This is a genomic window from Mycobacterium barrassiae (assembly GCF_025822765.1).
GTDB lineage: Bacteria > Actinomycetota > Actinomycetes > Mycobacteriales > Mycobacteriaceae > Mycobacterium > Mycobacterium barrassiae.
Genome location: NZ_JACKUK010000009.1, coordinates 41,019 through 59,977, shown reverse-complemented (window position 1 = coordinate 59,977; position 18,959 = coordinate 41,019). Strand labels below are relative to the sequence as shown.

At 66.0% G+C, this 18,959-nt stretch carries 23 protein-coding genes and 3 tRNA genes; 13 read left to right on the top strand and 13 right to left on the bottom strand.

Translation table 11 applies throughout. The features are described from left to right. Positions 1 to 14: 14 nt before the first annotated feature. From H7J93_RS01080 to H7J93_RS01070, 3 genes are all read right to left on the bottom strand, one after another. The gene (locus H7J93_RS01080) at positions 15 to 632 is read right to left on the bottom strand and encodes an HD domain-containing protein (RefSeq protein WP_267304447.1); all 618 of its coding nucleotides are present in this window, start codon (positions 630 to 632) and stop codon (positions 15 to 17) included. A 183-nt stretch (positions 633 to 815) separates the two neighbouring features. Continuing rightward, a complete protein-coding gene (locus H7J93_RS01075; protein WP_267304446.1) occupies positions 816 to 1,082 on the bottom strand; it encodes a hypothetical protein in 267 nt (88 codons plus the stop codon). 61 nt (positions 1,083 to 1,143) lie between these two features. After that, on the bottom strand, positions 1,144 to 1,896 hold the full coding sequence (locus H7J93_RS01070; protein WP_267304445.1) for a DUF3060 domain-containing protein: 753 nt from the start codon (positions 1,894 to 1,896) through the stop codon (positions 1,144 to 1,146). Between the two features lie 116 nt (positions 1,897 to 2,012). Here H7J93_RS01070 and H7J93_RS01065 point away from each other — a divergent pair, with 116 nt between their 5' ends. Next, the gene (locus H7J93_RS01065; protein ID WP_267304444.1) at positions 2,013 to 3,179 is read left to right on the top strand and encodes a glycoside hydrolase family 3 N-terminal domain-containing protein; all 1,167 of its coding nucleotides are present in this window, start codon (positions 2,013 to 2,015) and stop codon (positions 3,177 to 3,179) included. Between the two features lie 124 nt (positions 3,180 to 3,303). Then, complete coding sequence (locus H7J93_RS01060; RefSeq protein WP_267304443.1) at positions 3,304 to 4,443, top strand: NAD(P)/FAD-dependent oxidoreductase; 1,140 nt, start codon at positions 3,304 to 3,306, stop codon at positions 4,441 to 4,443. Here H7J93_RS01060 and H7J93_RS01055 read toward each other — a convergent pair. The 10 genes from H7J93_RS01055 to H7J93_RS01010 form a co-directional block, all read right to left on the bottom strand. Next, on the bottom strand, positions 4,421 to 5,410 hold the full coding sequence (locus H7J93_RS01055; RefSeq protein WP_267304442.1) for a magnesium transporter CorA family protein: 990 nt from the start codon (positions 5,408 to 5,410) through the stop codon (positions 4,421 to 4,423). The genes H7J93_RS01060 and H7J93_RS01055 overlap by 23 nt on opposite strands. Next, positions 5,407 to 6,159, bottom strand: a complete 753-nt coding sequence (gene mddA / locus H7J93_RS01050; RefSeq protein ID WP_267304441.1) for a methanethiol S-methyltransferase — start codon at positions 6,157 to 6,159, stop codon at positions 5,407 to 5,409. Before mddA ends, H7J93_RS01055 begins: the two co-directional genes overlap by 4 nt. Before the next feature lie 47 nt (positions 6,160 to 6,206). Further along, positions 6,207 to 7,769: an HD domain-containing phosphohydrolase gene (locus H7J93_RS01045; protein ID WP_267304440.1), complete on the bottom strand. Its 1,563-nt coding sequence runs from the start codon at positions 7,767 to 7,769 to the stop codon at positions 6,207 to 6,209. Positions 7,770 to 7,800: 31 nt separating this feature from the next. Beyond that, on the bottom strand, positions 7,801 to 8,547 hold the full coding sequence (locus H7J93_RS01040; RefSeq protein ID WP_267304439.1) for a hypothetical protein: 747 nt from the start codon (positions 8,545 to 8,547) through the stop codon (positions 7,801 to 7,803). 140 nt (positions 8,548 to 8,687) lie between these two features. Next, entirely contained in the window at positions 8,688 to 9,278 is a 591-nt protein-coding gene (locus tag H7J93_RS01035; RefSeq protein WP_267304438.1) for a TetR/AcrR family transcriptional regulator, read from the bottom strand. Positions 9,279 to 9,287: 9 nt separating this feature from the next. Then, complete coding sequence (locus H7J93_RS01030) at positions 9,288 to 9,986, bottom strand: crotonase/enoyl-CoA hydratase family protein (RefSeq protein WP_267304437.1); 699 nt, start codon at positions 9,984 to 9,986, stop codon at positions 9,288 to 9,290. Positions 9,987 to 10,148: 162 nt separating this feature from the next. Next, entirely contained in the window at positions 10,149 to 11,084 is a 936-nt protein-coding gene (locus H7J93_RS01025) for a DUF8453 domain-containing protein (protein WP_267304436.1), read from the bottom strand. Positions 11,085 to 11,238: 154 nt separating this feature from the next. Next, on the bottom strand, positions 11,239 to 12,318 hold the full coding sequence (locus tag H7J93_RS01020; protein ID WP_267304435.1) for a DUF4352 domain-containing protein: 1,080 nt from the start codon (positions 12,316 to 12,318) through the stop codon (positions 11,239 to 11,241). A gap of 111 nt (positions 12,319 to 12,429) precedes the next feature. Then, positions 12,430 to 13,140, bottom strand: a complete 711-nt coding sequence (locus H7J93_RS01015) for an MBL fold metallo-hydrolase (protein ID WP_267304434.1) — start codon at positions 13,138 to 13,140, stop codon at positions 12,430 to 12,432. Between the two features lie 21 nt (positions 13,141 to 13,161). Beyond that, a complete protein-coding gene (locus H7J93_RS01010) occupies positions 13,162 to 14,025 on the bottom strand; it encodes an NYN domain-containing protein (RefSeq protein WP_267304433.1) in 864 nt (287 codons plus the stop codon). A gap of 146 nt (positions 14,026 to 14,171) precedes the next feature. On the opposite strand from H7J93_RS01010, the gene H7J93_RS01005 reads away from it, so the two are divergent. The 11 genes from H7J93_RS01005 to rplA all read left to right on the top strand — a co-directional run bounded on the left by H7J93_RS01005 (position 14,172) and on the right by rplA (position 18,957). Further along, positions 14,172 to 14,244: transfer RNA gene (locus H7J93_RS01005), tRNA-Thr, on the top strand. 36 nt (positions 14,245 to 14,280) lie between these two features. Further along, positions 14,281 to 14,354, top strand: a tRNA-Met gene (locus H7J93_RS01000). Between the two features lie 35 nt (positions 14,355 to 14,389). Beyond that, the gene (gene rpmG / locus H7J93_RS00995; protein WP_006246868.1) at positions 14,390 to 14,557 is read left to right on the top strand and encodes a 50S ribosomal protein L33; all 168 of its coding nucleotides are present in this window, start codon (positions 14,390 to 14,392) and stop codon (positions 14,555 to 14,557) included. Between the two features lie 53 nt (positions 14,558 to 14,610). Then, the gene (gene hadA, locus H7J93_RS00990) at positions 14,611 to 15,090 is read left to right on the top strand and encodes a (3R)-hydroxyacyl-ACP dehydratase subunit HadA (protein ID WP_267304432.1); all 480 of its coding nucleotides are present in this window, start codon (positions 14,611 to 14,613) and stop codon (positions 15,088 to 15,090) included. Continuing rightward, the gene (gene hadB, locus H7J93_RS00985) at positions 15,077 to 15,505 is read left to right on the top strand and encodes a (3R)-hydroxyacyl-ACP dehydratase subunit HadB (RefSeq protein WP_267304431.1); all 429 of its coding nucleotides are present in this window, start codon (positions 15,077 to 15,079) and stop codon (positions 15,503 to 15,505) included. Before hadA ends, hadB begins: the two co-directional genes overlap by 14 nt. Positions 15,506 to 15,508: 3 nt before the next feature. Continuing rightward, positions 15,509 to 16,045, top strand: a complete 537-nt coding sequence (hadC, locus tag H7J93_RS00980; protein WP_267304430.1) for a (3R)-hydroxyacyl-ACP dehydratase subunit HadC — start codon at positions 15,509 to 15,511, stop codon at positions 16,043 to 16,045. A gap of 148 nt (positions 16,046 to 16,193) precedes the next feature. After that, positions 16,194 to 16,266 (top strand) — tRNA-Trp (locus H7J93_RS00975). Between the two features lie 67 nt (positions 16,267 to 16,333). Continuing rightward, on the top strand, positions 16,334 to 16,762 hold the full coding sequence (gene secE, locus H7J93_RS29230) for a preprotein translocase subunit SecE (protein WP_267304429.1): 429 nt from the start codon (positions 16,334 to 16,336) through the stop codon (positions 16,760 to 16,762). A gap of 153 nt (positions 16,763 to 16,915) precedes the next feature. After that, positions 16,916 to 17,611, top strand: a complete 696-nt coding sequence (gene nusG, locus H7J93_RS00965; RefSeq protein WP_267304676.1) for a transcription termination/antitermination protein NusG — start codon at positions 16,916 to 16,918, stop codon at positions 17,609 to 17,611. Positions 17,612 to 17,685: 74 nt separating this feature from the next. Further along, positions 17,686 to 18,114: a 50S ribosomal protein L11 gene (gene rplK, locus H7J93_RS00960; RefSeq protein WP_267304428.1), complete on the top strand. Its 429-nt coding sequence runs from the start codon at positions 17,686 to 17,688 to the stop codon at positions 18,112 to 18,114. Positions 18,115 to 18,249: 135 nt separating this feature from the next. Next, positions 18,250 to 18,957, top strand: coding sequence for a 50S ribosomal protein L1 (gene rplA, locus H7J93_RS00955; protein ID WP_267304427.1), 708 nt, complete (start codon positions 18,250 to 18,252; stop codon positions 18,955 to 18,957). The last annotated feature ends 2 nt before the right edge of the window (positions 18,958 to 18,959 follow it).

Below are 18,959 nucleotides of genomic sequence, written 5' to 3'. Positions count from 1 at the left end.
GCGCCGTGCCGCCGTCAGACCAGGATGACGCGGTCGTCACCCTCGACCAGTCGCTTGAGCTCGTCGACGACGCGGCCGAGCTCGTCGACCATCCAGCTGTCCAGCCCGCGGCTTCGGTAGGCGGCCAGCAGTTCGCCGTAGTACCAGAGGTGGTCGCGCGGGTCCTTGACGGTGAAGCGCTCCCACAGCTGGGGGCCGTGTTCGTGGTAGTCCCGCAGCATCGACCTGGCGTTGTCGAGCTTGTCGGCCACCGAGATCAGCAGGGTGTCCGTCCCCACCTGCTGCAGGTGGCGGATGTACGCGGTTTTGCGTTCGCGCCACGGCGGTTTCGGCACCACGTCGGTGTCGCTGCACTCGTCGACGATGCGTGCGACGTCGTCGCCGAAGTTGCGCCGGATCTCCTCGAGCGTCGGCGGCCCGCCGGCGTCCTCGACGGTGTCATGCAGCAGCGCCGCGATGGCCTGGGCCTCGGAGCCACCGTCGTTGATCACCAACCCCGCCACGCAGAGCAGATGGCCGAGATACGGGATGTCACCGCCCTTGCGGACCTGGTTGTGATGCTTGAGCTCGGCGTAGACGAGCGCCTTGGCGAACTGGCCGGTCAATCTGGGCGTGGAGGTCTGTTCACTCACGTCGTTCCTCTCCTATGACCCGACCATAGCCGCGCGGGGTGACATGGCTTTGTGCCAGCCTCGTAGCGACAAAGTCGCTCAACTACTACGGGGGGCCACAGCTCGAGCGACAAAGTCGCGCGGAGGCTGGCAGATCGAGTAGTGCTTGGCTGGGCAGTTCCCCGTGAGATGTCCGCGAGATGTCTAGGTGCCGTTGATGCGGCGGATCACCAGATCCTTGAGTTCGGCGAGGTGTTCGTCAACCGAACGAAAGCCGGCGCGCATCTCCTGTCGGAGGTCGGCAAGCCCGGACTCGACCGCGCCCAGACGCGTCTCGACCGACGCAAAACGCAGGGAATGCTCCCGCTGATTGGCTCCCAGCGCATTGACCGCCGACAGCACTGCTCGGTAGTCGGCCTGCGAGGCCTCAAGGGCCGCAACGCGCGCCTCGAGATCCTCCAACGTGGCCATCACTGCATCCTACGGCGGCGCCACCAGGGCAGCCGCCGGAAGCGTCGAGCCTGTGGATAAGTCAGCCGCGCGAGACCGTGTTCGATCCGCTGGCGTCGATCTTGGGATCGCCGGAGTGATAGGTGACGTTGTTGTCGAATCCGGATGCCCCGATGGTGTCGACGCTGTCGATGGTGACGTTGTTGTTGACGCCGGACACGGTGACGCTCAGGCAGTGTCCGGTCAGCGTGATGGTGTTGTCGACGCCGCTGACGCTGATCTCGGCGTCGTTGCACGGAATCGTCTTGACCTCGCCGACGCCCGCAACGCTGAACTGTCCGCCCCGCGTCGGGGTCTTCTCCGCCGTGGGGAAGCTCGGAATCGCCGGAATGCTGGGCAGCGTGATCGTCGGCGGGCGATAGGCCGGTGTGTTCGGCCGGTCGACCGAACCGCCGCCGCCTGCCACGCCCTCGATCGTCGACGACATGTTCCACACGAACGCCGCGATCCCACCGAAGATCGCGATGAAGACGACCGCCAGCAGGCCGATGATCAACCCGACGGGCGCACCCCTTTTCGGAATCGGGGTGTACTGCGTGCCGAACGGCGGCTGGTACAGGTCGCCGTATGAGGGCGGGCCTCCGTAGGGCGGTGGGGGTGGCCCGTACGCGGGCGGTGGCGGCGGCACCGGCGTGTTGTAGGCCGGCGGCGGGAGCTGAGACGACGGGTTGACGCCTTCACGGGCATGCTCGGCGCCCAGCTCCACAGCCCCGTAGGAGGCGGCCGACTGCTCGAGCTGCCTGATCCGGTCCTCGGGGTCTTCCGGGGAGGTCATGGGCAGATATTCGCATATTGCGATCACGCGTGGGCATCGAAGCTGACGCGCCGGGTAACTTCGTGCCCATGCCACGTTCCTCGAATGTCCTGAGCAGGATGCGAGCGTCTCGCTGGATGCCCATCGCGTTTGTGGTGCTCGCCGTGGCGCTGTTGGCTGTCGCCGTGGTGTGGGTCGTGAAGCCGCGGCTGTCCGGGCCGGCGACGCCGCCCTCGAACGAGGCGTCGCCCGCGCCGCCGTCGCCTGCGCCCGTTCCGCCGTCGTGCAGCGACGCCGAGGCCGTCGTCAACACCATGTCCACCCGCGACAAGCTGGCCCAGCTTCTGATGGTCGGAGTGACCGGCGCCGACGATGCCCGCGCCGTGGTGGCCGACCATCACGTCGGCGGCATCATGATCGGCAGCTGGACCGACCTGTCGATGCTGCAGGACGGGTCGCTGCGCGAAATCGTCGCGTCCTCCGGTCCGCTGCCGCTGGCGGTCAGCACCGACGAGGAAGGCGGTCGGGTGCAGCGTCTGTCGAGCATCATCGGGTCGCAGCCGACGCCGCGCGAGCTTGCCGCCACCAGCTCGCCCGAGGAGGTGTACAACATCGCCCTGCAACGTGGCCTGGCGATGAAAGAGCTTGGTATCACAGTCGATTTCGCGCCCGTTGTCGACGTCACCGACGCCCCTGACGACACCGTGATCGGCGATCGGTCCTTTGGTGCGGACCCGCAGACCGTGACGACCTACGCCGGCGAGTACGCGCGAGGGCTGCGCGACGCCGGAGTGCTGCCCGTGCTCAAACACTTCCCCGGCCACGGCCACGGCTCGGGCGATTCGCACACCGGCGGCGTGGGCACCCCGCCTCTCGAACAACTGTTGGCCGACGACCTCATCCCGTACCAGACGCTCACCACACAGCACCCCGTCGCCGTCATGCTCGGACACCTCCAGGTGCCGGGCCTGACCGGCACCGACCCCGCCAGCCTGTCCAAGCCCGCCTACGACCTGTTGCGATCCGGGGGCTATGGCGGCCCACCCTTCACCGGGCTGGTGTACACCGACGACCTGTCCGGCATGGCCGCGATCACCGATTACTACGGCGTCCCCGAAGCGGTGCTGGCCGCCCTGCAGGCCGGCGCCGACGTCGCACTCTGGATCACCACGGACGACGTGCCCGCGGTCTTGGATTCGCTTGAGCAGGCGGTCAACTCGGGCCAGCTGAGCATGGACCGCGTCAACGAATCGGTGACGCGGGTAGCGGCGTCGAAGAGCGCAAACCCGACCTGCGGCGGCTAGCGGTCGTTTGCCACGCCGCGATAGCGGCAATCCCGGGACCATGCTGGGAAAGCGACGGTCGGGCAAAGGTGACGAAAGCCTGACAAGCGACGTGTCGCGCTCCGCGCAGTGGTACCCAGGAAATGTGGCGACACCAGGTTTCATCGCCATCGGGAGTGGGCCTGCGGGGCTGAGCGCGGCGGAGACGTTCCGCAGCAAGCACCCCGGCATCCCCGTGCGCATCCTCACCGGCGATCCCGCGCTGCCCTACGCCAAGCCACCGCTGAGCAAGGGCTTCCTGTGCGATCGCGAAGACAAGCGCGACCTGCACAGCGCCGGCTGGTTCGCCCACCACAACGTCGAACTCATCCGCGGCATCACCGTAGACCGCATCGACACCGACGCTCAGGAAGTCATCACCGCGGGTGGGCAGCGTTACCCCTACTGGCATCTCGTCGTCGCCTCGGGTGCGGCCCCGGTGAAGCCGGATATCCCCGGTGCCGAGACCGCGCTGAGCCTGCGGTCGTTCGCCGACGCCGTTGCGCTGAAAATGGCTGCCCGGTACGCGGATTCGGCGGTGGTCATCGGAGGCGGCCTGATCGGGTGCGAGGCGGCCGCGTGTCTCGCGGCTCGCGGTGTGGAGACCGCGCTCGTGGCCGCGGAAGCCGTTCCCCTGCACCGGCGTTTCGGACTCGAGGCCGGTGAGCGGGTGGTGAAGATCCTGTCCGACATCGGCGTCGGCTTCGTCGGTGAGACCACCGTGGCCGAGATCGGCGACACCCGTGTGATGTTCGATGACGGTACGGAGGTCAGGGCCGACCTCGTCGTCTCGGCGACCGGGGTGCGCCCAGACATCAGGCTGGCGGAGTCGGCGGGATTGGAGACCAGCGACGGGCGCATCGTGGTCGACGAGCACATGCGGGCGTCGGCGCGCAACGCCTACGCCGCAGGGGATGTCGCGCTCGCATACAACGTCCGCGCGGGGCGACGCATCCGGTCCGAGCATTGGCGCGACGCCGCGCAGCAGGGCCTGATCGCCGGACTCACGGCCGCGGGTTCCTCCGCCGCGTGGGATCAGATTCCCGGATTCTCCTGCACCATCAGCGATTCGGTGCTCAAGTACCGTGGCTGGGGCGGCTACGAAACCTGCCGGCTGGTCGACCACCACGGCGGGTTCACGGTCTGGTACGAGGCCGACGGTGACGTGGTCGGCGTGCTGACCCTCAACGCTGACGAAAACCTGCTGCGTGTAGACGAACTGCTTAGAGCCAATCCCGTCGCTTGAACATCCAGTACAGGACGATCACGATCAACACGATGATCGCCGTACTTGTCACGAACCCGCCGACGGTATCGATGCCGGGATACAACACGTTTTGGCCGTAGAAGCCGGTGATCGCCGTCGGCACCGCGATGATCGCCGCCCACCCGGTCAGCTTCTTCATCACCGTGTTCAGATGCGCGTCCTGGAGCGACAGGTTGGTCTCGAACACCGTTGTGATCATGTCCCGCAACGATTCTGTCCACTCCGAGGCCCGCAGCACGTGGTCGTAGAGGTCGGCGTACAACGGATCGAGTTCGGGTGACGTCTTGGCGTCCAGCCTGCGGTGCTGAATCGAGTTGACGACCTCGCGCATCGGCAGCACCACCTTGCGCAGCTCGACCAGGTCCTTGCGGAGACTGAATGTCTTGCGCTGTATACCCTTTCGCGTGTTGTTGGCGAACAGGTCGTCCTCGATGGCCTCGATCCCGTCGTCCAACGCCTGCACCGCATCGAAGTGACTGTCGACGACGACGTCGAGCAGGCCGTGCACCAGGGCGCCCACTCCGAACTCCTGGCCGCCGAGCTCGTCGAACCGCTCCGACACGGCGTCGATGTCGAAGTGCGGCGACAAGCGCACCGTGATCAATCCGCGCGGCAGCACGAATCCCGAGATCCGGTGGATGTCGAGAATCGACTCGGCGTCGTCCTCGGGCAGCGGCTCCTTCACCGCGACGCTGTACACGGTGAAGAAGGTGTGGGTGCGGTAGACGACGGCCTTGGTGCGCTCGGCGTCGGCGATCGCGTCCTCGACGGCCCAGGTGTCGAGTTCGAGTTCGGCCGCCAGGTCCTTGAGGATCGCGTGGTCAGGATCGTAGATATCGCACCAGACCAGCGCGTCCTCCTCAGCGAGATAGTCCGAGATCGACGAGAACTCGAAGTCGTCCTGCGGCTTGCCGTGGCGCCACACCCGGCCTCGAACCTGGGTCACCCCACCATGATGTCAGTGTCTCGCTTGTGTAGACCCGGGATCAGCATGGGGACTCGCCGCCGGTATTCGGCGTAGTGCGTGCCCAACGCCGCCATCAGGTCGTGCTCCTCGACCTGCAGCGCGAGCAGGATGTATGCCGTCATCGTCGCCGCGAACAGCAGATGACCCGCGGTCATCGTCGGGGCTGCCCAGAACGCGATGAGGAATCCCAGCATCAAGGGGTGGCGCACCACGCGGTAGAACAGCGTCGTCCGGAAGCCGGTCTCGAGGGCGGGCCGCGCGCGCCACGCGGCGAATACCTGCTTCAGCCCGAACAACTCGAAGTGGTTGATCATGAACGTCGACGCGAGCACGATCGCCCAGCCCAGCCAGAACACCGTCCACACCACAAGCCGTGCGGGCTGCCACGTCACGTCCCAGACCACTGTGGGCAACTCGCGCCATTGCCAAAACATCACGACGAGAACCAGACTCGCGATCAGCACGTACGTGCTTCGTTCGATGGGCTCCGGCACGACGCGGGTCCACCACTTCTTGAACGCGGGGCGCGCCATGACGCTGTGCTGGATCCCGAACAGCGTCACCAGTGCGACGTCGATGAGGACCGCCCACCCCACGGGTGCGGTGCCGGCATTGTCGATATGGCGTGGCACGAAGAGTCCGCCGACAAAGCTGATCAGGTACAGAAAGACAACGAGAAACAGGGTGTAGCTGAAGGTGCCGTAGACGACGGCGAGATATCTGTTCATGGTTCGACTCTTCGCTGGAACGGGTCCCGACGCGTGAGGCGAATGCCTCAATTCTCGGCGACCAGGCCGTGCTCGAGGGCGTACATGCTCGCCCCGATCCGGTTCGAGACGCCGATCTTGGTGTAGGTGCGCTCGACGTGATTGCGGACCGTCTTCTCGCTGAGCACCAGCTTGGCCGCAATCTCCTTGTTGCTCGCGCCCTGCGCCACCATCCGGAGCACCTCGACCTCCCGTGCAGTCAGCCCGTGCGGCCGCGCCTTCGGCCTCCCCGGTTCCTGCCCGGAGGCGTGCAACACGGCGTCGGCCGCCACGGAGTCGAGCTCGCCGTTGCGGACGCGTTCACGCAGCCGACGCGCCGCGCCCGCCGGCCCGAGCGCCTCCCGATAGGGCCGGGGTTCGAGCGCGCTCTGATAGCTCACCGCACACGCCAACAACCGGTCAGGCATCGTCAACTGCCGTGACGACAGGCCCCTCGGATAGCCGGAGCCGTCGAGGCATTCGTGATGGTTGGTGGCGACGGCCGCAACGTCCTTCAGGCCCGGCACCCGCGACAGGATGCGCTCCGACAGGTACGGATGGAGCCGCATCCGTTCGAACTCGGCCATCGTCAAACTGCTTGATTTGGACCAGATCTGGTTCGAGACCCCGATGCGGCCGATGTCGTGGACACAGGCCGCCCGGCGAATCAGGGTGACCGCCTCGTCGTCCAATCCGACGGTGACCGCCGCGTCGGCGGCGAGTTGGGCGACGGCCCGCGAATGTCCGAGGGTGAAGGGGCATTTGAGGTCGACGAAATCGCCGAGGGCCACCAGCAGCACGTCCAGTGAGGGCCCGTCGAGGCGGGTGGTGCGGTCCGGGGCATGCTGAAGCGCGGTGGCCCAGACGTCGCCGGCGGACGGGACCGCGAGGATGTGCGACGGGTCGGCGACGAACGCGTCGACCACCGCGGGATCGAACTGCCCTCCTCGGCGGCTGCGTGCCATGGCGACCGCGCCCTCGACTCCGTACTCGCGCTGATGGACCTCGACCATGTCGGCGAGCTGGGCCACCCGCATCTCGATCGGAATGGCCTCGCCGGAAGCCCCGGTCGGCAGTCCGCCGCCGTCGTAGCGTTCGAAGGTGAACCGCAACGCCGTCTGCACGTCGTCGGACAACCCGATGTGTTCGGCCAGCAGTGCCGCCGACGTGCAATGCGAGTGGATGAGTTGCGAAATATGGCCGCGCGCATTGGCGTACAGCGTCGCGGCGGTCTTCAGTCGCGACAGCAGCGACTCGCCTCGGCCTATGTTGGTCAGCAGGAAACGCTGATAGGGCAGGCCGGACCAGTCGACGAGATACGAGCCGCGGCGCACCGCGATGTCGTCGCCGAACCACCGTGCGTATTCGTGCGAGTCGGCGTGGCAGCCGATCCACATGATCAGCGTCGCGTAGTAGATGCAATCGCGCTGCGAGGCAGTGAGTCCCATGCGATCGGCGATCCGCGTCGCGATCAGTGCCGACCGCAGCATGTGTTCGGCGGGCTGTCCCAGCCCGAGGTCGATCGCGACCGACAGCGCCGCCAGCACCTCCGCACGTGTCGGAAGGTCTGGCGGCGCCTGCCGGGAAGGCATGTGCCGATTGTGCAGTGTGGTCTTCATTTGGTCAGCGGGATAGGTCAAGACGGTCGCCGTCGCGGTGCCGGGCCACGTCGAACGCCTCGAAACGACCCTGGGCGACGACGCAGATGCCCCGCTGGGGCAGTTGGAAGTCGGCCAGGTTGCCCTGCACGGGATGCGGGCCGATGGGGCCGAGATCCTCACCCTTGACGACGGCGGTCGAGTCGGCGACAGCCCACACCCGTCGCGGTGCGATGCGGAACTCCTGACCGTTGGGCAGGTTGCCGGTCAGGTTGATCTTCCCGATGCCCAACAGCGGACCCACGATCGGACTAATCGCGGCAAGGGCTTTGCGGCTTCTCGACACCCGTGCGGGGATCCGCGAGCCGATGGCGCTCATCAGTCGCGTGGCCGGCGTCGTCGCGATGTCGACACGCCAATCCAGCACTCCGTCAATGGAAATCGCGAGCGACCACGGGGTGACCCAGCGCGACGTGATGTCGCAGACGACCGGATCGACCGGGGTGGCCGAGCTGAAGTAGCGCGAGCAGCTCTGCGGGCCGGGCGTCGTCGCGTAGAACGTCCAGACGCCGTCGGGGGTGCGGTGCCACACCGACAGATAGGCCGGGGAGAACGACGTCTCTGGGAAGTCGCGGAAGGCGAGGTAGTGCCCGTTGGCGAAGGGCAGGCCCATGACGCCGAAGCCGACGACGCGTTCCTCGTCTCCGTCGGGGAGGGGCAGATTCTTGGATGCGGCCGCGGCCGCTTCGGGTGTCGTAGTCATGCGCGTCATCATTTGTTGACAGCCCGAGCCGCCGCATGGGGCAAATGCCCCTGATTTGTGGCCGGCGAGCAGACGTGTACACCCCCAAATTTCGCCCGAATAGGGGGTGTACGCGTCTGCTCACCGGGAAAGGCCGGCGCGACGGCGGGCTAGCCCCGGAAGCCCTCCAACAGCGACCGCACCCCCAGCTTCCACCGTCGCTCGACCACCTGCCCCGACGGACCCAGCCACCGGCCCAGCTCCTGCACCGCCAGACCCTGCGCCAACGCGAGCAGTACGTGCGCGATATCGGTGACGTCGCCCGACAGCAGTCCCGCATCGACGCAGCGCTGTATCCGGCCGACGAAAACCTCGCGCACCGACTCGCCCGCCGCCAACTCCTCGGGCCCCGGCTCGAAGTCCATGAACGGCCGCGAGAACATCACCTGTGCGAGTCTCGGGTACGCGCGGCAGAAGAGCCGGAACACCGGCACCAGCTGTTCCAGGTCGGCCAGCGGATCGTCGGTCGTCGGCACTTGCGCCAGCTCGGCTCCGAGTAGGCGGAAGCCCTCGAAGAACATCGCTCGCACCAGGCCGGCCTTGTCGACGAACAGCTCGTAGACCGCGGGCACCGACGTCCCCGCCCGCTCGGCCACCCGCCGGGTGGTGAACCCGGCCACGCCCTCCTCGGCGAGCGTCGCGATCGCGACCCCCAGCAGATGCTCGCGAAGTTCGGGCGTGCGTTGCTTGGCCCTCGGCACGTCAGCGGCCTAGCCGAGCGTGAATTCCGTTGCCAGCCCGTCGATTCCGGCCCGGATTGCCTTCAGCGCCGAGTCGCGCGCCTTCAGTTTGGTCGCCACGTGAGCGCCCGTGTGCAGCTTCGCTGCTTCGGCGGCGGCTTGCTGGGCGGTCGCGAGCACCTCGTCCTTCTCGACGATCTGGTCCAGCCAGCCCGCGGCGATCGCCTCGTCGCCCACATAGATCGACGCCAGCGCCGCGCCGCGCTGGAACGCGGCGGGCGTCAACCGCATCCGCATGATCTCGATCGCGGCGATCGGAATCGTCATGCCGATGGCCACCTCGATCGCCTGACACTTGGTCTTCGGCTGGCCCACCCGATGGTCGCCCGACAGCAGCAGGAACGAACCCATGGCAATCGCCGACCCCGTCGCCGCCATGATCACCGGCGCGGGGAACGTCAGGCACCGCACTGACAGCTCGAAGCCGCCGCTCAGCATGGCCAGCGCTGCCTTCGCATCGCCGGACTGGAACACCGCGAGGTCGAACCCGCCGCTGAACACCCGCTCGTTGCCCGCGAGCACGACAGCCTTCGCGGCGTCCTTCTCCGCACGGTCGAGGGCTTCGTTGATCGCGGCCTGCATGTCCGGACCGAGCACGTTGACCTTGCCGTCGTCCATGGTGATCGTCGCGACCGAATCATTGAGCTCGTAGCCAACCGTGCTGGTCATCGCCTCTCCTTTGAGTGCGTCGAGATTTCAGACCGATGTTACGTAACATCGTTACGAAAAGGAAGGGTGAAGTAGTCGGCTACTCACGACAGCGGTGGCCCGACCGCCATAGCGTTTCATCAGACCCGGCAGTGGAGGGGGCTGCCGGCCTTCGAAAGCCTTCTAGCCGAGATCTAGGCGGTGCCGCGGCCCTCCGTTGAGCACCTGGGTGTGGGCGTCGTCGTCCTCGTAGGGCGCGCCGTTCTCGCGCGCGAGCGCCGGAGCGCCGAACGGCATATTGCGCGGCGAGTGGAACGGAACGTCGCGCGGCGAGGCGTTGCGCGGCGGGGCGACTTGCCCGTTGGGTGTGGCGATCTTGGCGGTCGACAGGCGCTCGCGCATCTTGTCGGCGGCGTTGCGCACCCGGTTGATCTCGCTGCGCAGAACTTCTTCGCGACTCTCGCTGGCCGCGTAGTGGTAGTACGTCAGCAGGTTGCGCAGGAGTTCCAGCTTCTGCTTCTCCTGACGCGCCAGATCATGAGTGGTCAGCAGCTCGAGGCGTTCGACGGGATGCAGTGTGGCCCAGTCCAATACGGCCGCCGAGCGGAACTGACGGCCGGCGCGCTTGGCGCCCTTGCTCGTCGGCTGGTCGGAATAGGTGACCGCGCCGTCGAACCGGGACGCGATGGCTTCACCGAGTTCGCGGCGGTCAAGCGCGGAATCCCACACGATCCGCCACTCCTGTGACGGCGCCAGGTACGGGATTTCCGCCGGCAGGTTCAGCGGCACGATGTCGACGTAGCGGTCCTCGTACCCGTTTTCGTACTTTCCGACGGTCGGGGGGTGCGCCCATTCGAATCGGATGTTGTAGGCCGGGGTCTGCCCGAAGTTGCGCACCACCAGCTCGACGAGATGCCAGTCGTTGGCGGCGGGCTCCATGTACATCGCCACGTTGGGCTGCGTGCGTTCTTCGGCCTGCGCTCTGGCCCGCTGATACGCCCGCCACGCGTACACCAGTGCGGCGATGAGAACCATCACGGCCACCCAGGCGGCCAGTGCGGTCCACCCGGTGGCCGACACGTCGGTCACGCTCAGCGACCGGAGTTCGACCGTTTCCACGCCCCGCTGTATATCACGGTCGGGCTGCTCTCACAGCACTCAAAATATTTGCGCGCGCGTCATTTGCTGGAAAACCCCAGGATGGTGGGTAAGCAGAGACGAAAGTTCCTATCGAGGTTTGCAGCAAACCACACGGTATGGATGCCAGCAAACGCTATGACAGCGGAACCTCGGCGCCTGGGGTGCTCGGATCGGCGTGCACCTCAATGGCTTCCGCCGGTGTGCCTGGCGGCACGTCGAACGCGATGGAAACGTCGGCGGAGTCGCCAGGCTGGAGGTCTGCGAACGTCCCTTCCAGGTATGCCGTCGCCTCATCGTCGAGCGGGTAGGTCGTCCCTCCGGCGTGCAACGTCTGGAACATGCCGACGAACGTCGCCGGGTCGGTCCCGACGTTCGTCACGGTCATGTGCACGACGATAAACTCGCCGACCGCGGTCTTCTCGAGCGGCGCATCCGACATCACAACCGTCTCGCCGACCTCGATGCCGTGGATGGTGAACGACAGCGGGCCGTCGATGACGTCTCCGGTCGGGCCGACTGTCGTTGGCCCCGCGGTCGGCGTCTCGATGGGCGTCTCCGTCGGGGTCGACGTCTCCGTGGGAGTGGGGGACTCCTCGGTGGAGGTGTCCGGTGCCGAAATCTGTATCTCTGGCTGCTTTTTGATCGCGAACCCGTAAATGGCCACGCCCGCCAGAATCGCAAGAAGCGCAGCGACTCCGATGCCATACCACAAGGCGAGGCCGCGACTGCGGGTCGGCGGAGGCGCCTCGTATCCGCCGAATGCCGGGGGCGAGGGGTAAGGACCCGATGGTGGCTGCGACGGTGGCTCGCCAAATGAAGGTGGCTCGCCAAATGAGGGCGGCGGGACGTCGGGCGCGATCCGCTGACTCACCGGATCGGTCTGTTGCGTGAACGAGTCGGACGCAGGTTCGTCCTCCGGGTCGGGCTTGCGGTGGGCGCCGACGTGCTCTCCGACCGATGCAGGCGGCAGGTTGACGACCGCGGTCGGCTGCTCGCTGACGGAGGGCTCAACTGGCTCCGGTTCGGGTGGCAGGTTGACCACCGCGGTCGGCTGCTCACTGGCGGCGGGCTCAGCCGGCGGTGGCGTCGGGGCCGGCGGCGGAGGTGCGGCGGGGTATCGATGCTCGGTCCACGAGGTGCCGTCCCAATACCGTTGACCGCCACTGCCGTCGGGATCGGGATACCAGCCTGCAGGGGTGGGCGGTGTCGTCATCGAGCCGGATCCTCCGATCACGCGCCCCTGAGGCGCTGGCCACGGAGAATAACGCAGGTGCGCCGAAACCCGGCGGGTTTTACTGCGGCGAAATTCCAGGTCGCGCCGCGGTCAGGCGCCCATCAGCATGCGCCACTGGTCCAGATTGCTCGCGCGGTAGACGTAGTTGGTGCGCCGAACCTCCGACAGCGACGCGCTGGGTTCGACCGAATACCAGTGGCCGGGAAAGACCGTCGGATCGCCGGACAGCTGCGCCAGCGCTTGCAGGCTGCGGAACATCGCGTCGACGTCCCCGCCGGGGAAATCGGTGCGGCCGCAACCCTCGAGGAACAGCGTGTCGCCCGCGACGAGCCGTCCGTCGAGCAGGAAGCACTGGCTGCCAGGGGTGTGGCCGGGTGTGTGCAGCAGCTCGATGTCGAGGTCGCCGACCTTGACCACGTCGCCGTGGTCATGACCCGTCAGCTCGCTGCGCGCGATTCCGGTGACGCGTGAAACCCACTCCAGCTCAAGGTTGTTCACGTGAACGGGCACGCTGGTGCGCTCCAGCAGTTCGGCGAGGCCCTTCAGTTCGAAGCCCATCATCGAACCGCCGACGTGGTCGGGATGGTGATGGCTGACCAGCACACCCGACAGGTGCATTCCGTCGGCCTCCAACGTGTCGACCAGATCCCCTGCGGCATACGCCGGATCGACCACGACGCAGTCGCCGGTCTCGCGGTCGCCGATGAGGTAGGCGAAGTTGCGCATCTGCTGGGCGATCATGTCGCCGGCGGCGAAATCTCGACCGGAGAGCAACTGGCGGAAGTACAGGCGGTCCGTCATGCCCTAAGACTAAGCAGTCGCCTAGTTGTCCTGAGGACGCAGCCGCACCATACGGGTGGTGCTGCTCTCGTCGAGCTCGGCCACCTCGGAGCGGGAGCGCAGAAAGTCGCTGAACGAACGGAACCCCAGCGACTTCTCCGAGAACGACGGGTCCATCCGCTTCATCTGCGCCTTGACCGCCGAATTGTGCAGCCAGTCGGCGTCGTCCTTCTCGTGGCCGATCCGCAGCGCGCGCTCGAGCAGGGCGGTCGCGGTGGCCTGCGGATCGGGCGACTCCGGCTCCTGGCCGCCGTCGTCGACCTTCTTGCGGGGCTTCTTCTTGGCTGGCTCGGCCACGGGAACACCCGGCAACGCGTCGTAGGTGACGAACTCGTCGCACGCGGCGGTCAGCGACTTGCTGATCGACCCCGTGATCCCGATGCCGACGACGTAGCGGCCAAGCCGCTTGCAGCGCTGCGCCAGCGGGATGTAGTCGGAATCCCCGGCGACGATGACGACGTGGGTGAGATCGGGCAGCCGGAACATGTCCTCGACCGCGTCGACCGCCAACCGGATGTCGGCGCCGTTCTTCGCGTATGCCGCGGCCGGGAACAACTGCACCAGGTCGACGGCGCGGCCGACGAGCTGACCCTGGTACTCGGCGTTGACGTCGGCCGACCAGTCCGCATACGCCCGCGTCAGCACCAGGGTGCCGAATGACGACGCGAAGTCGATGATCGCGCCGACGTCGACCGCCGCCTCCGTCAGGCGACCGGGCTTTTTGTGGAAACCGGCCGCCCGGTCGCGCTGGAAGGAATTGCGACCGTGAATCTGGTCGTAGCGGGAGATGACGATGTTGTCGAAGTCGATATAGACGGCCACGCGTGGGGCGACGGGTTCGATCACTTAGGCCCCTAACGTCGCGACCTGGGCCCAGCTGCTCGGAAGCCCAGTCTCAGCGGAGTGATAACCAGCGGTTTGGCGAGCCAAACGCCGAGAATGTACCCTCTTTAAGGCCCGCGGCACGGCTGGCGGGCCTCGATGAAGTGCACGCCCCCTTAGCTCAGTCGGTAGAGCGTTTCCATGGTAAGGAAAAGGTCAACGGTTCGATTCCGTTAGGGGGCTCGGTGGACGGGACGGTGCGCCGGCCCGGACTATCGGGGCGGTGTAGCTCAGCTGGTTAGAGCGCACGACTCATAATCGTGAGGTCGGGGGATCGAGTCCCCCCACCGCTACAAGACGTTAGAACCGTAGACAAAGGACGAGAGAAGTGGCCTCCAGTACCGACGTACGGCCCAAGATCACCTTGGCGTGCGAGGTGTGCAAGCACCGCAACTACATCACGAAGAAGAACCGCCGCAACGACCCCGACCGGCTGGAGCTGAAGAAGTTCTGCCCGAACTGCGGCAAGCACCAGGCGCACAAGGAATCGCGCTAAGGCGTCGACCCGTGGGCGGCCGCCCGGGGTTAGACGGATAGGTTCACCACACTGTGTCGTTGTCAGAGCAGATCGTCGGGATGCACTACCGCTATCCCGACCACTATGTCGTCGGACGGGAGAAGCTGCGCGAGTACGCCGTCGCGGTGAAGAACGACCACCCGGCCCACCACGACGAGGCTGCCGCCGCCAAACTGGGCCACTCCCGGATTCCCGCGCCGCTGACGTTCATCTCAGTGTTCGGCTACATGGCCCAGTCGGCCTTCTTCGAGAGCGCGGACATCGGAATCAACGACATGCAGATCGTGCAGGTCGACCAGGTGCTGACGTTCCACAAGCCGATATTCGCCGGCGACACGCTCTATTGCGACGTGTACGTGGACTCTGTCCGGCAGGCGCACGGCACCGACATCATCGTGACCAAGAACATCGTCACCGACGACAAGGGTGACGTCGTGCAGGAGACCTACACGACCCTGGCGGGTCGTTCGGGTGAAGACGGAGAAGAGGGTTTCAGCCATGGCACTTCGTGAGTTCGATTCGGTGAAGGTGGGTGACCAGCTTCCCGAGAAGGTGATCCCACTGACTCGTAGCGACCTGGTGAACTACGCCGGCGTATCCGGCGACCTCAACCCGATTCACTGGGACGACGAGATCGCCAAGCAGGTCGGACTCGACACCGCGATCGCGCACGGCATGCTCACGATGGGGCTCGGTGGCGGCTACGTCACGTCGTGGGTCGGCGATCCCGCCGCGGTCACCGAATACAACGTGCGGTTCACCGCTGTGGTCCCGGTTCCCAACGATGGCGTGGGTGCTGAAATTGTGTTCAATGGAAGGGTGAAATCCGTTGAACCCGAGACGAAGTCAGTGACCATCGCGTTGACGGCCACTGCGGGCGGCAAGAAGATCTTCGGCCGCGCCATCGCTACTGCAAAGCTGGCGTAACCGATGGCGTTGAAGACCGATATCCGGGGGATGGTTCACCAGTATCCGGACGTTTTTGTCGTGGGTCGTGAGCAGATCCGCCAGTTCGCACACGCGGTGAAGTCCGAAGATCCGGCCTCTCATGACGAGGCCGCGGCAGCCGAACTCGGCCACACCGCGCTCGTTGCGCCCCCGACATTCATGACGATCCTGGCCGTGATGATCCAGCGCCATTTCTTCCAGCACGTCGACATCGGCATGGAGACGATGCAGATCGTCCAGGTGGACCAGAAGTTCAAGTTCCACCGGCCGGTCAAGGCCGGCGACCGGCTGACGGGGACGATGTACATCGAGACCGTCGACGAGCGATTCGGCGCCGATATCGTCACCACCCGCAACGTCTGCACCGACGAGAACGGCGAAATCGTGATGGAGGCGTTCACCACGCTCATGGGTCACGAGGGCGACAATTCGATCTCGGCGAAGTGGGATCCGGAGACGGGGCAGGTCATTCGTACGGCGGTCAGCCAGAACGGTCAGAGCGCCGAAAAAGCGGATTAGTACCTAGCGCGGGTGGCACGCTACACTCGCTACTCGGGGTTTTCCCAGTCCAGCGCGCTGTCCGTCGGTTTTTAGATCGACCGAACGGGGAGCGCGCGAATTGTGTGAGCCCCGGAACCGGATGGTCCTGTTTGCAGTGCCATCCTGAAGGGGCGTAGCTCAACTGGCAGAGCAGCGGTCTCCAAAACCGCAGGTTGCAGGTTCAAGTCCTGTCGCCCCTGCTCAACTGAATACTCGACAAGCGTGGACACTGGATGGTGTCCACACCAACCAGACGGAAGGCATGCGGTGAGCGACGAGCGTGATCGTGCCGGCTCCGCAGGGGCCGACGACACCGGCAACGACGGCTCCGGCGCGGTCGTAACCCGGCCTGCTCGCCCCAGCGGCAAGCGGACACGGCGCGCGGCGACCGGCGAGGACGTCAGCAGCGCTGTCGACCTGGCGACGGGCACCGACGCCTCTCCGACCAAGAACGGTTCGGGCACCGCGAAGAAGACCGCCAAGAAGCGTGGCGACGGTCCCTCGCGCAACCCGATCGCGTTCGTGTGGAACTACCTGAAGCAGGTCGTCGCCGAGCTGCGCAAGGTGATCTGGCCGAACCGCAAGCAGATGATCAGCTACACCATGGTCGTGCTGGTTTTCCTGGCGTTCATGGTGGCGTTGATCGGCGGGGTCGATCTGGGTATCGGCAAGCTCGTGATGTGGGTGTTCGGCTGAGCGCTCGTGCGAAGAATGAGAATTCGAGAGGACTGACAAGTGACTAGCTTCGAGGGCGAGACGCCTTCGGCCGAGACCGACGCCGGAGCCGCTGATGCGGGGACATCGGTCGACGTCTCCACCACCGACCCTGCTACCGAGTCGGTCGACGTTGTGAGCGACGAGACCGTCGAGGGCACCGACGAGGCTGCTGAGGCTGAGGCCGCCCCTGCTCCGGAAGAGGACGAGGACCCCGCCGTCGCGCTCAAGAAGGAGCTGCGGTCCAAGCCCGGCGACTGGTACGTCATCCACTCCTACGCCGGCTACGAGAACAAGGTGAAGGCCAACCTCGAGACCCGCGTGCAGAACCTCGACGTCGGCGATTACATCTTCCAGGTCGAGGTACCCACCGAAGAGGTCACCGAGATCAAGAACGGCCAGCGCAAGCAGGTCAACCGCAAGGTGCTGCCCGGCTACATCCTGGTCCGTATGGAGCTCAACGATGAGTCGTGGGGCGCGGTGCGCAACACCCCCGGCGTCACCGGCTTCGTCGGTGCGACGTCGCGGCCGTCGCCGCTGTCGCTGGACGACGTGGTGAAGTTCCTGCTGCCGCCCGCCGCGGCCAAGAAGCCCGGCAAGGCCGCTGCCTCCACCGCCGCGGCCGCCGAGACCGGTGGAATCGAACGGCCCGTCATCGAGGTTGATTACGAGGTCGGCGAGTCCGTCACCGTTATGGATGGTCCCTTCGCCACGCTGCCGGCGTCGATCAGCGAGGTCAACGCCGAACAGCAGAAGCTCAAGGTGCTGGTGTCCATCTTCGGCCGCGAAACACCTGTCGAACTGACCTTCAACCAGGTCGCCAAGATCTAACACAAGCGATTTGTGTGCGTTAAGGAGCGGTGGGCGCTCCTAAACGCACACAGATCGCAGGAGAAAGGAAAACCATGGCCCCGAAGAAGAAAGTCATCGGGCTGATCAAGCTCCAGATCCAGGCCGGGCAGGCCAACCCCGCCCCGCCCGTCGGTCCGGCGCTGGGCCAGCACGGCGTCAACATCATGGAGTTCTGCAAGGCGTACAACGCCGCGACGGAGAACCAGCGCGGCAACGTCATCCCCGTGGAGATCACCGTCTACGAGGACCGCAGCTTCACGTTCGCACTGAAGACCCCGCCCGCCGCCAAGCTGCTGCTGAAGGCCGCAGGCGTGCAGAAGGGTTCCGGCACTCCGCACAGCACCAAGGTCGCCAAGGTGACCTGGGATCAGGTGCGCGAGATCGCCGAGACCAAGAAGGAAGACTTGAACGCCAACGATATCGACGCGGCGTCCAAGATCATCGCCGGGACGGCCCGGTCGATGGGGATCACGGTCGAGTAGCACGACCGAGAACCCGGCGAAACAGCATTCCAGGCGGCAAATCGCTGAGATCGACAACCCGGAATGCCATTTCGGCGCAACCCGTGGGAGAGCTGGCATCGGCTCGCCAACCACAACTCTGATTAGGAGATACGAATGAGCAAGAACAGCAAGGCATATCGCGAAGCCGCGGAGAAGGTCGACAAGGAGCGTCTGTACACGCCGCTCGAGGCCGCGAGGCTCGCCAAGGAGACGTCGTCGAAGAAGCAGGACGCGACCGTCGAGGTTGCGATCCGGCTGGGCGTCGACCCGCGCAAGGCCGACCAGATGGTGCGCGGCACCGTGAACCTGCCCAACGGCACCGGTAAGACCGCGCGCGTCGTGGTGTTCGCCGTCGGCGACAAGGCCGAGGCCGCGCTGGCCGCAGGCGCCGACGAGGTCGGCAGCGACGACCTGATCGAGAAGATCCAGGGCGGCTTCCTGGACTTCGACGCCGCGATCGCGACGCCGGACCAGATGGCCAAGGTCGGCAAGATCGCCCGCGTGCTGGGCCCGCGTGGCCTGATGCCGAACCCCAAGACCGGCACCGTCACCCCCGACGTGGCCAAGGCCGTGTCCGACATCAAGGGCGGCAAGATCAACTTCCGCGTCGACAAGCAGGCCAACCTGCACTTCGTGATCGGCAAGGCCTCGTTCGACGAGAAGCAGCTCGCCGAGAACTACGGCGCCGCGCTCGACGAGATCCTGCGCGCCAAGCCGTCCTCCTCGAAGGGCCGCTACCTCAAGAAGGTCGTCGTGTCGACGACGACGGGGCCGGGCATCCCCGTCGACCCTTCGGTGACGCGCAACTTCACCGAGGCATAAGC

Bases quoted from the DNA above. Each gene is read 5' to 3' on its own strand.
- H7J93_RS01075 (WP_267304446.1), bottom strand. From the start codon at position 1,082: ATGGCCACGTTGGAGGATCTCGAGGCGCGCGTTGCGGCCCTTGAGGCC.
- H7J93_RS01070 (WP_267304445.1), bottom strand. From the start codon at position 1,896: ATGACCTCCCCGGAAGACCCCGAGGACCGGATCAGGCAGCTCGAGCAG.
- H7J93_RS01065 (WP_267304444.1), top strand. From the start codon at position 2,013: ATGCCCATCGCGTTTGTGGTGCTCGCCGTGGCGCTGTTGGCTGTCGCC.
- mddA (WP_267304441.1), bottom strand. From the start codon at position 6,159: ATGAACAGATATCTCGCCGTCGTCTACGGCACCTTCAGCTACACCCTG.
- H7J93_RS01045 (WP_267304440.1), bottom strand. From the start codon at position 7,769: ATGCCTTCCCGGCAGGCGCCGCCAGACCTTCCGACACGTGCGGAGGTG.
- H7J93_RS01040 (WP_267304439.1), bottom strand. From the start codon at position 8,547: ATGACGCGCATGACTACGACACCCGAAGCGGCCGCGGCCGCATCCAAG.
- H7J93_RS01030 (WP_267304437.1), bottom strand. From the start codon at position 9,986: ATGACCAGCACGGTTGGCTACGAGCTCAATGATTCGGTCGCGACGATC.
- H7J93_RS01020 (WP_267304435.1), bottom strand. From the start codon at position 12,318: ATGACGACACCGCCCACCCCTGCAGGCTGGTATCCCGATCCCGACGGC.
- H7J93_RS01015 (WP_267304434.1), bottom strand. From the start codon at position 13,140: ATGACGGACCGCCTGTACTTCCGCCAGTTGCTCTCCGGTCGAGATTTC.
- hadB (WP_267304431.1), top strand. From the start codon at position 15,077: ATGGCACTTCGTGAGTTCGATTCGGTGAAGGTGGGTGACCAGCTTCCC.
- hadC (WP_267304430.1), top strand. From the start codon at position 15,509: ATGGCGTTGAAGACCGATATCCGGGGGATGGTTCACCAGTATCCGGAC.
- rplK (WP_267304428.1), top strand. From the start codon at position 17,686: ATGGCCCCGAAGAAGAAAGTCATCGGGCTGATCAAGCTCCAGATCCAG.
- rplA (WP_267304427.1), top strand. From the start codon at position 18,250: ATGAGCAAGAACAGCAAGGCATATCGCGAAGCCGCGGAGAAGGTCGAC.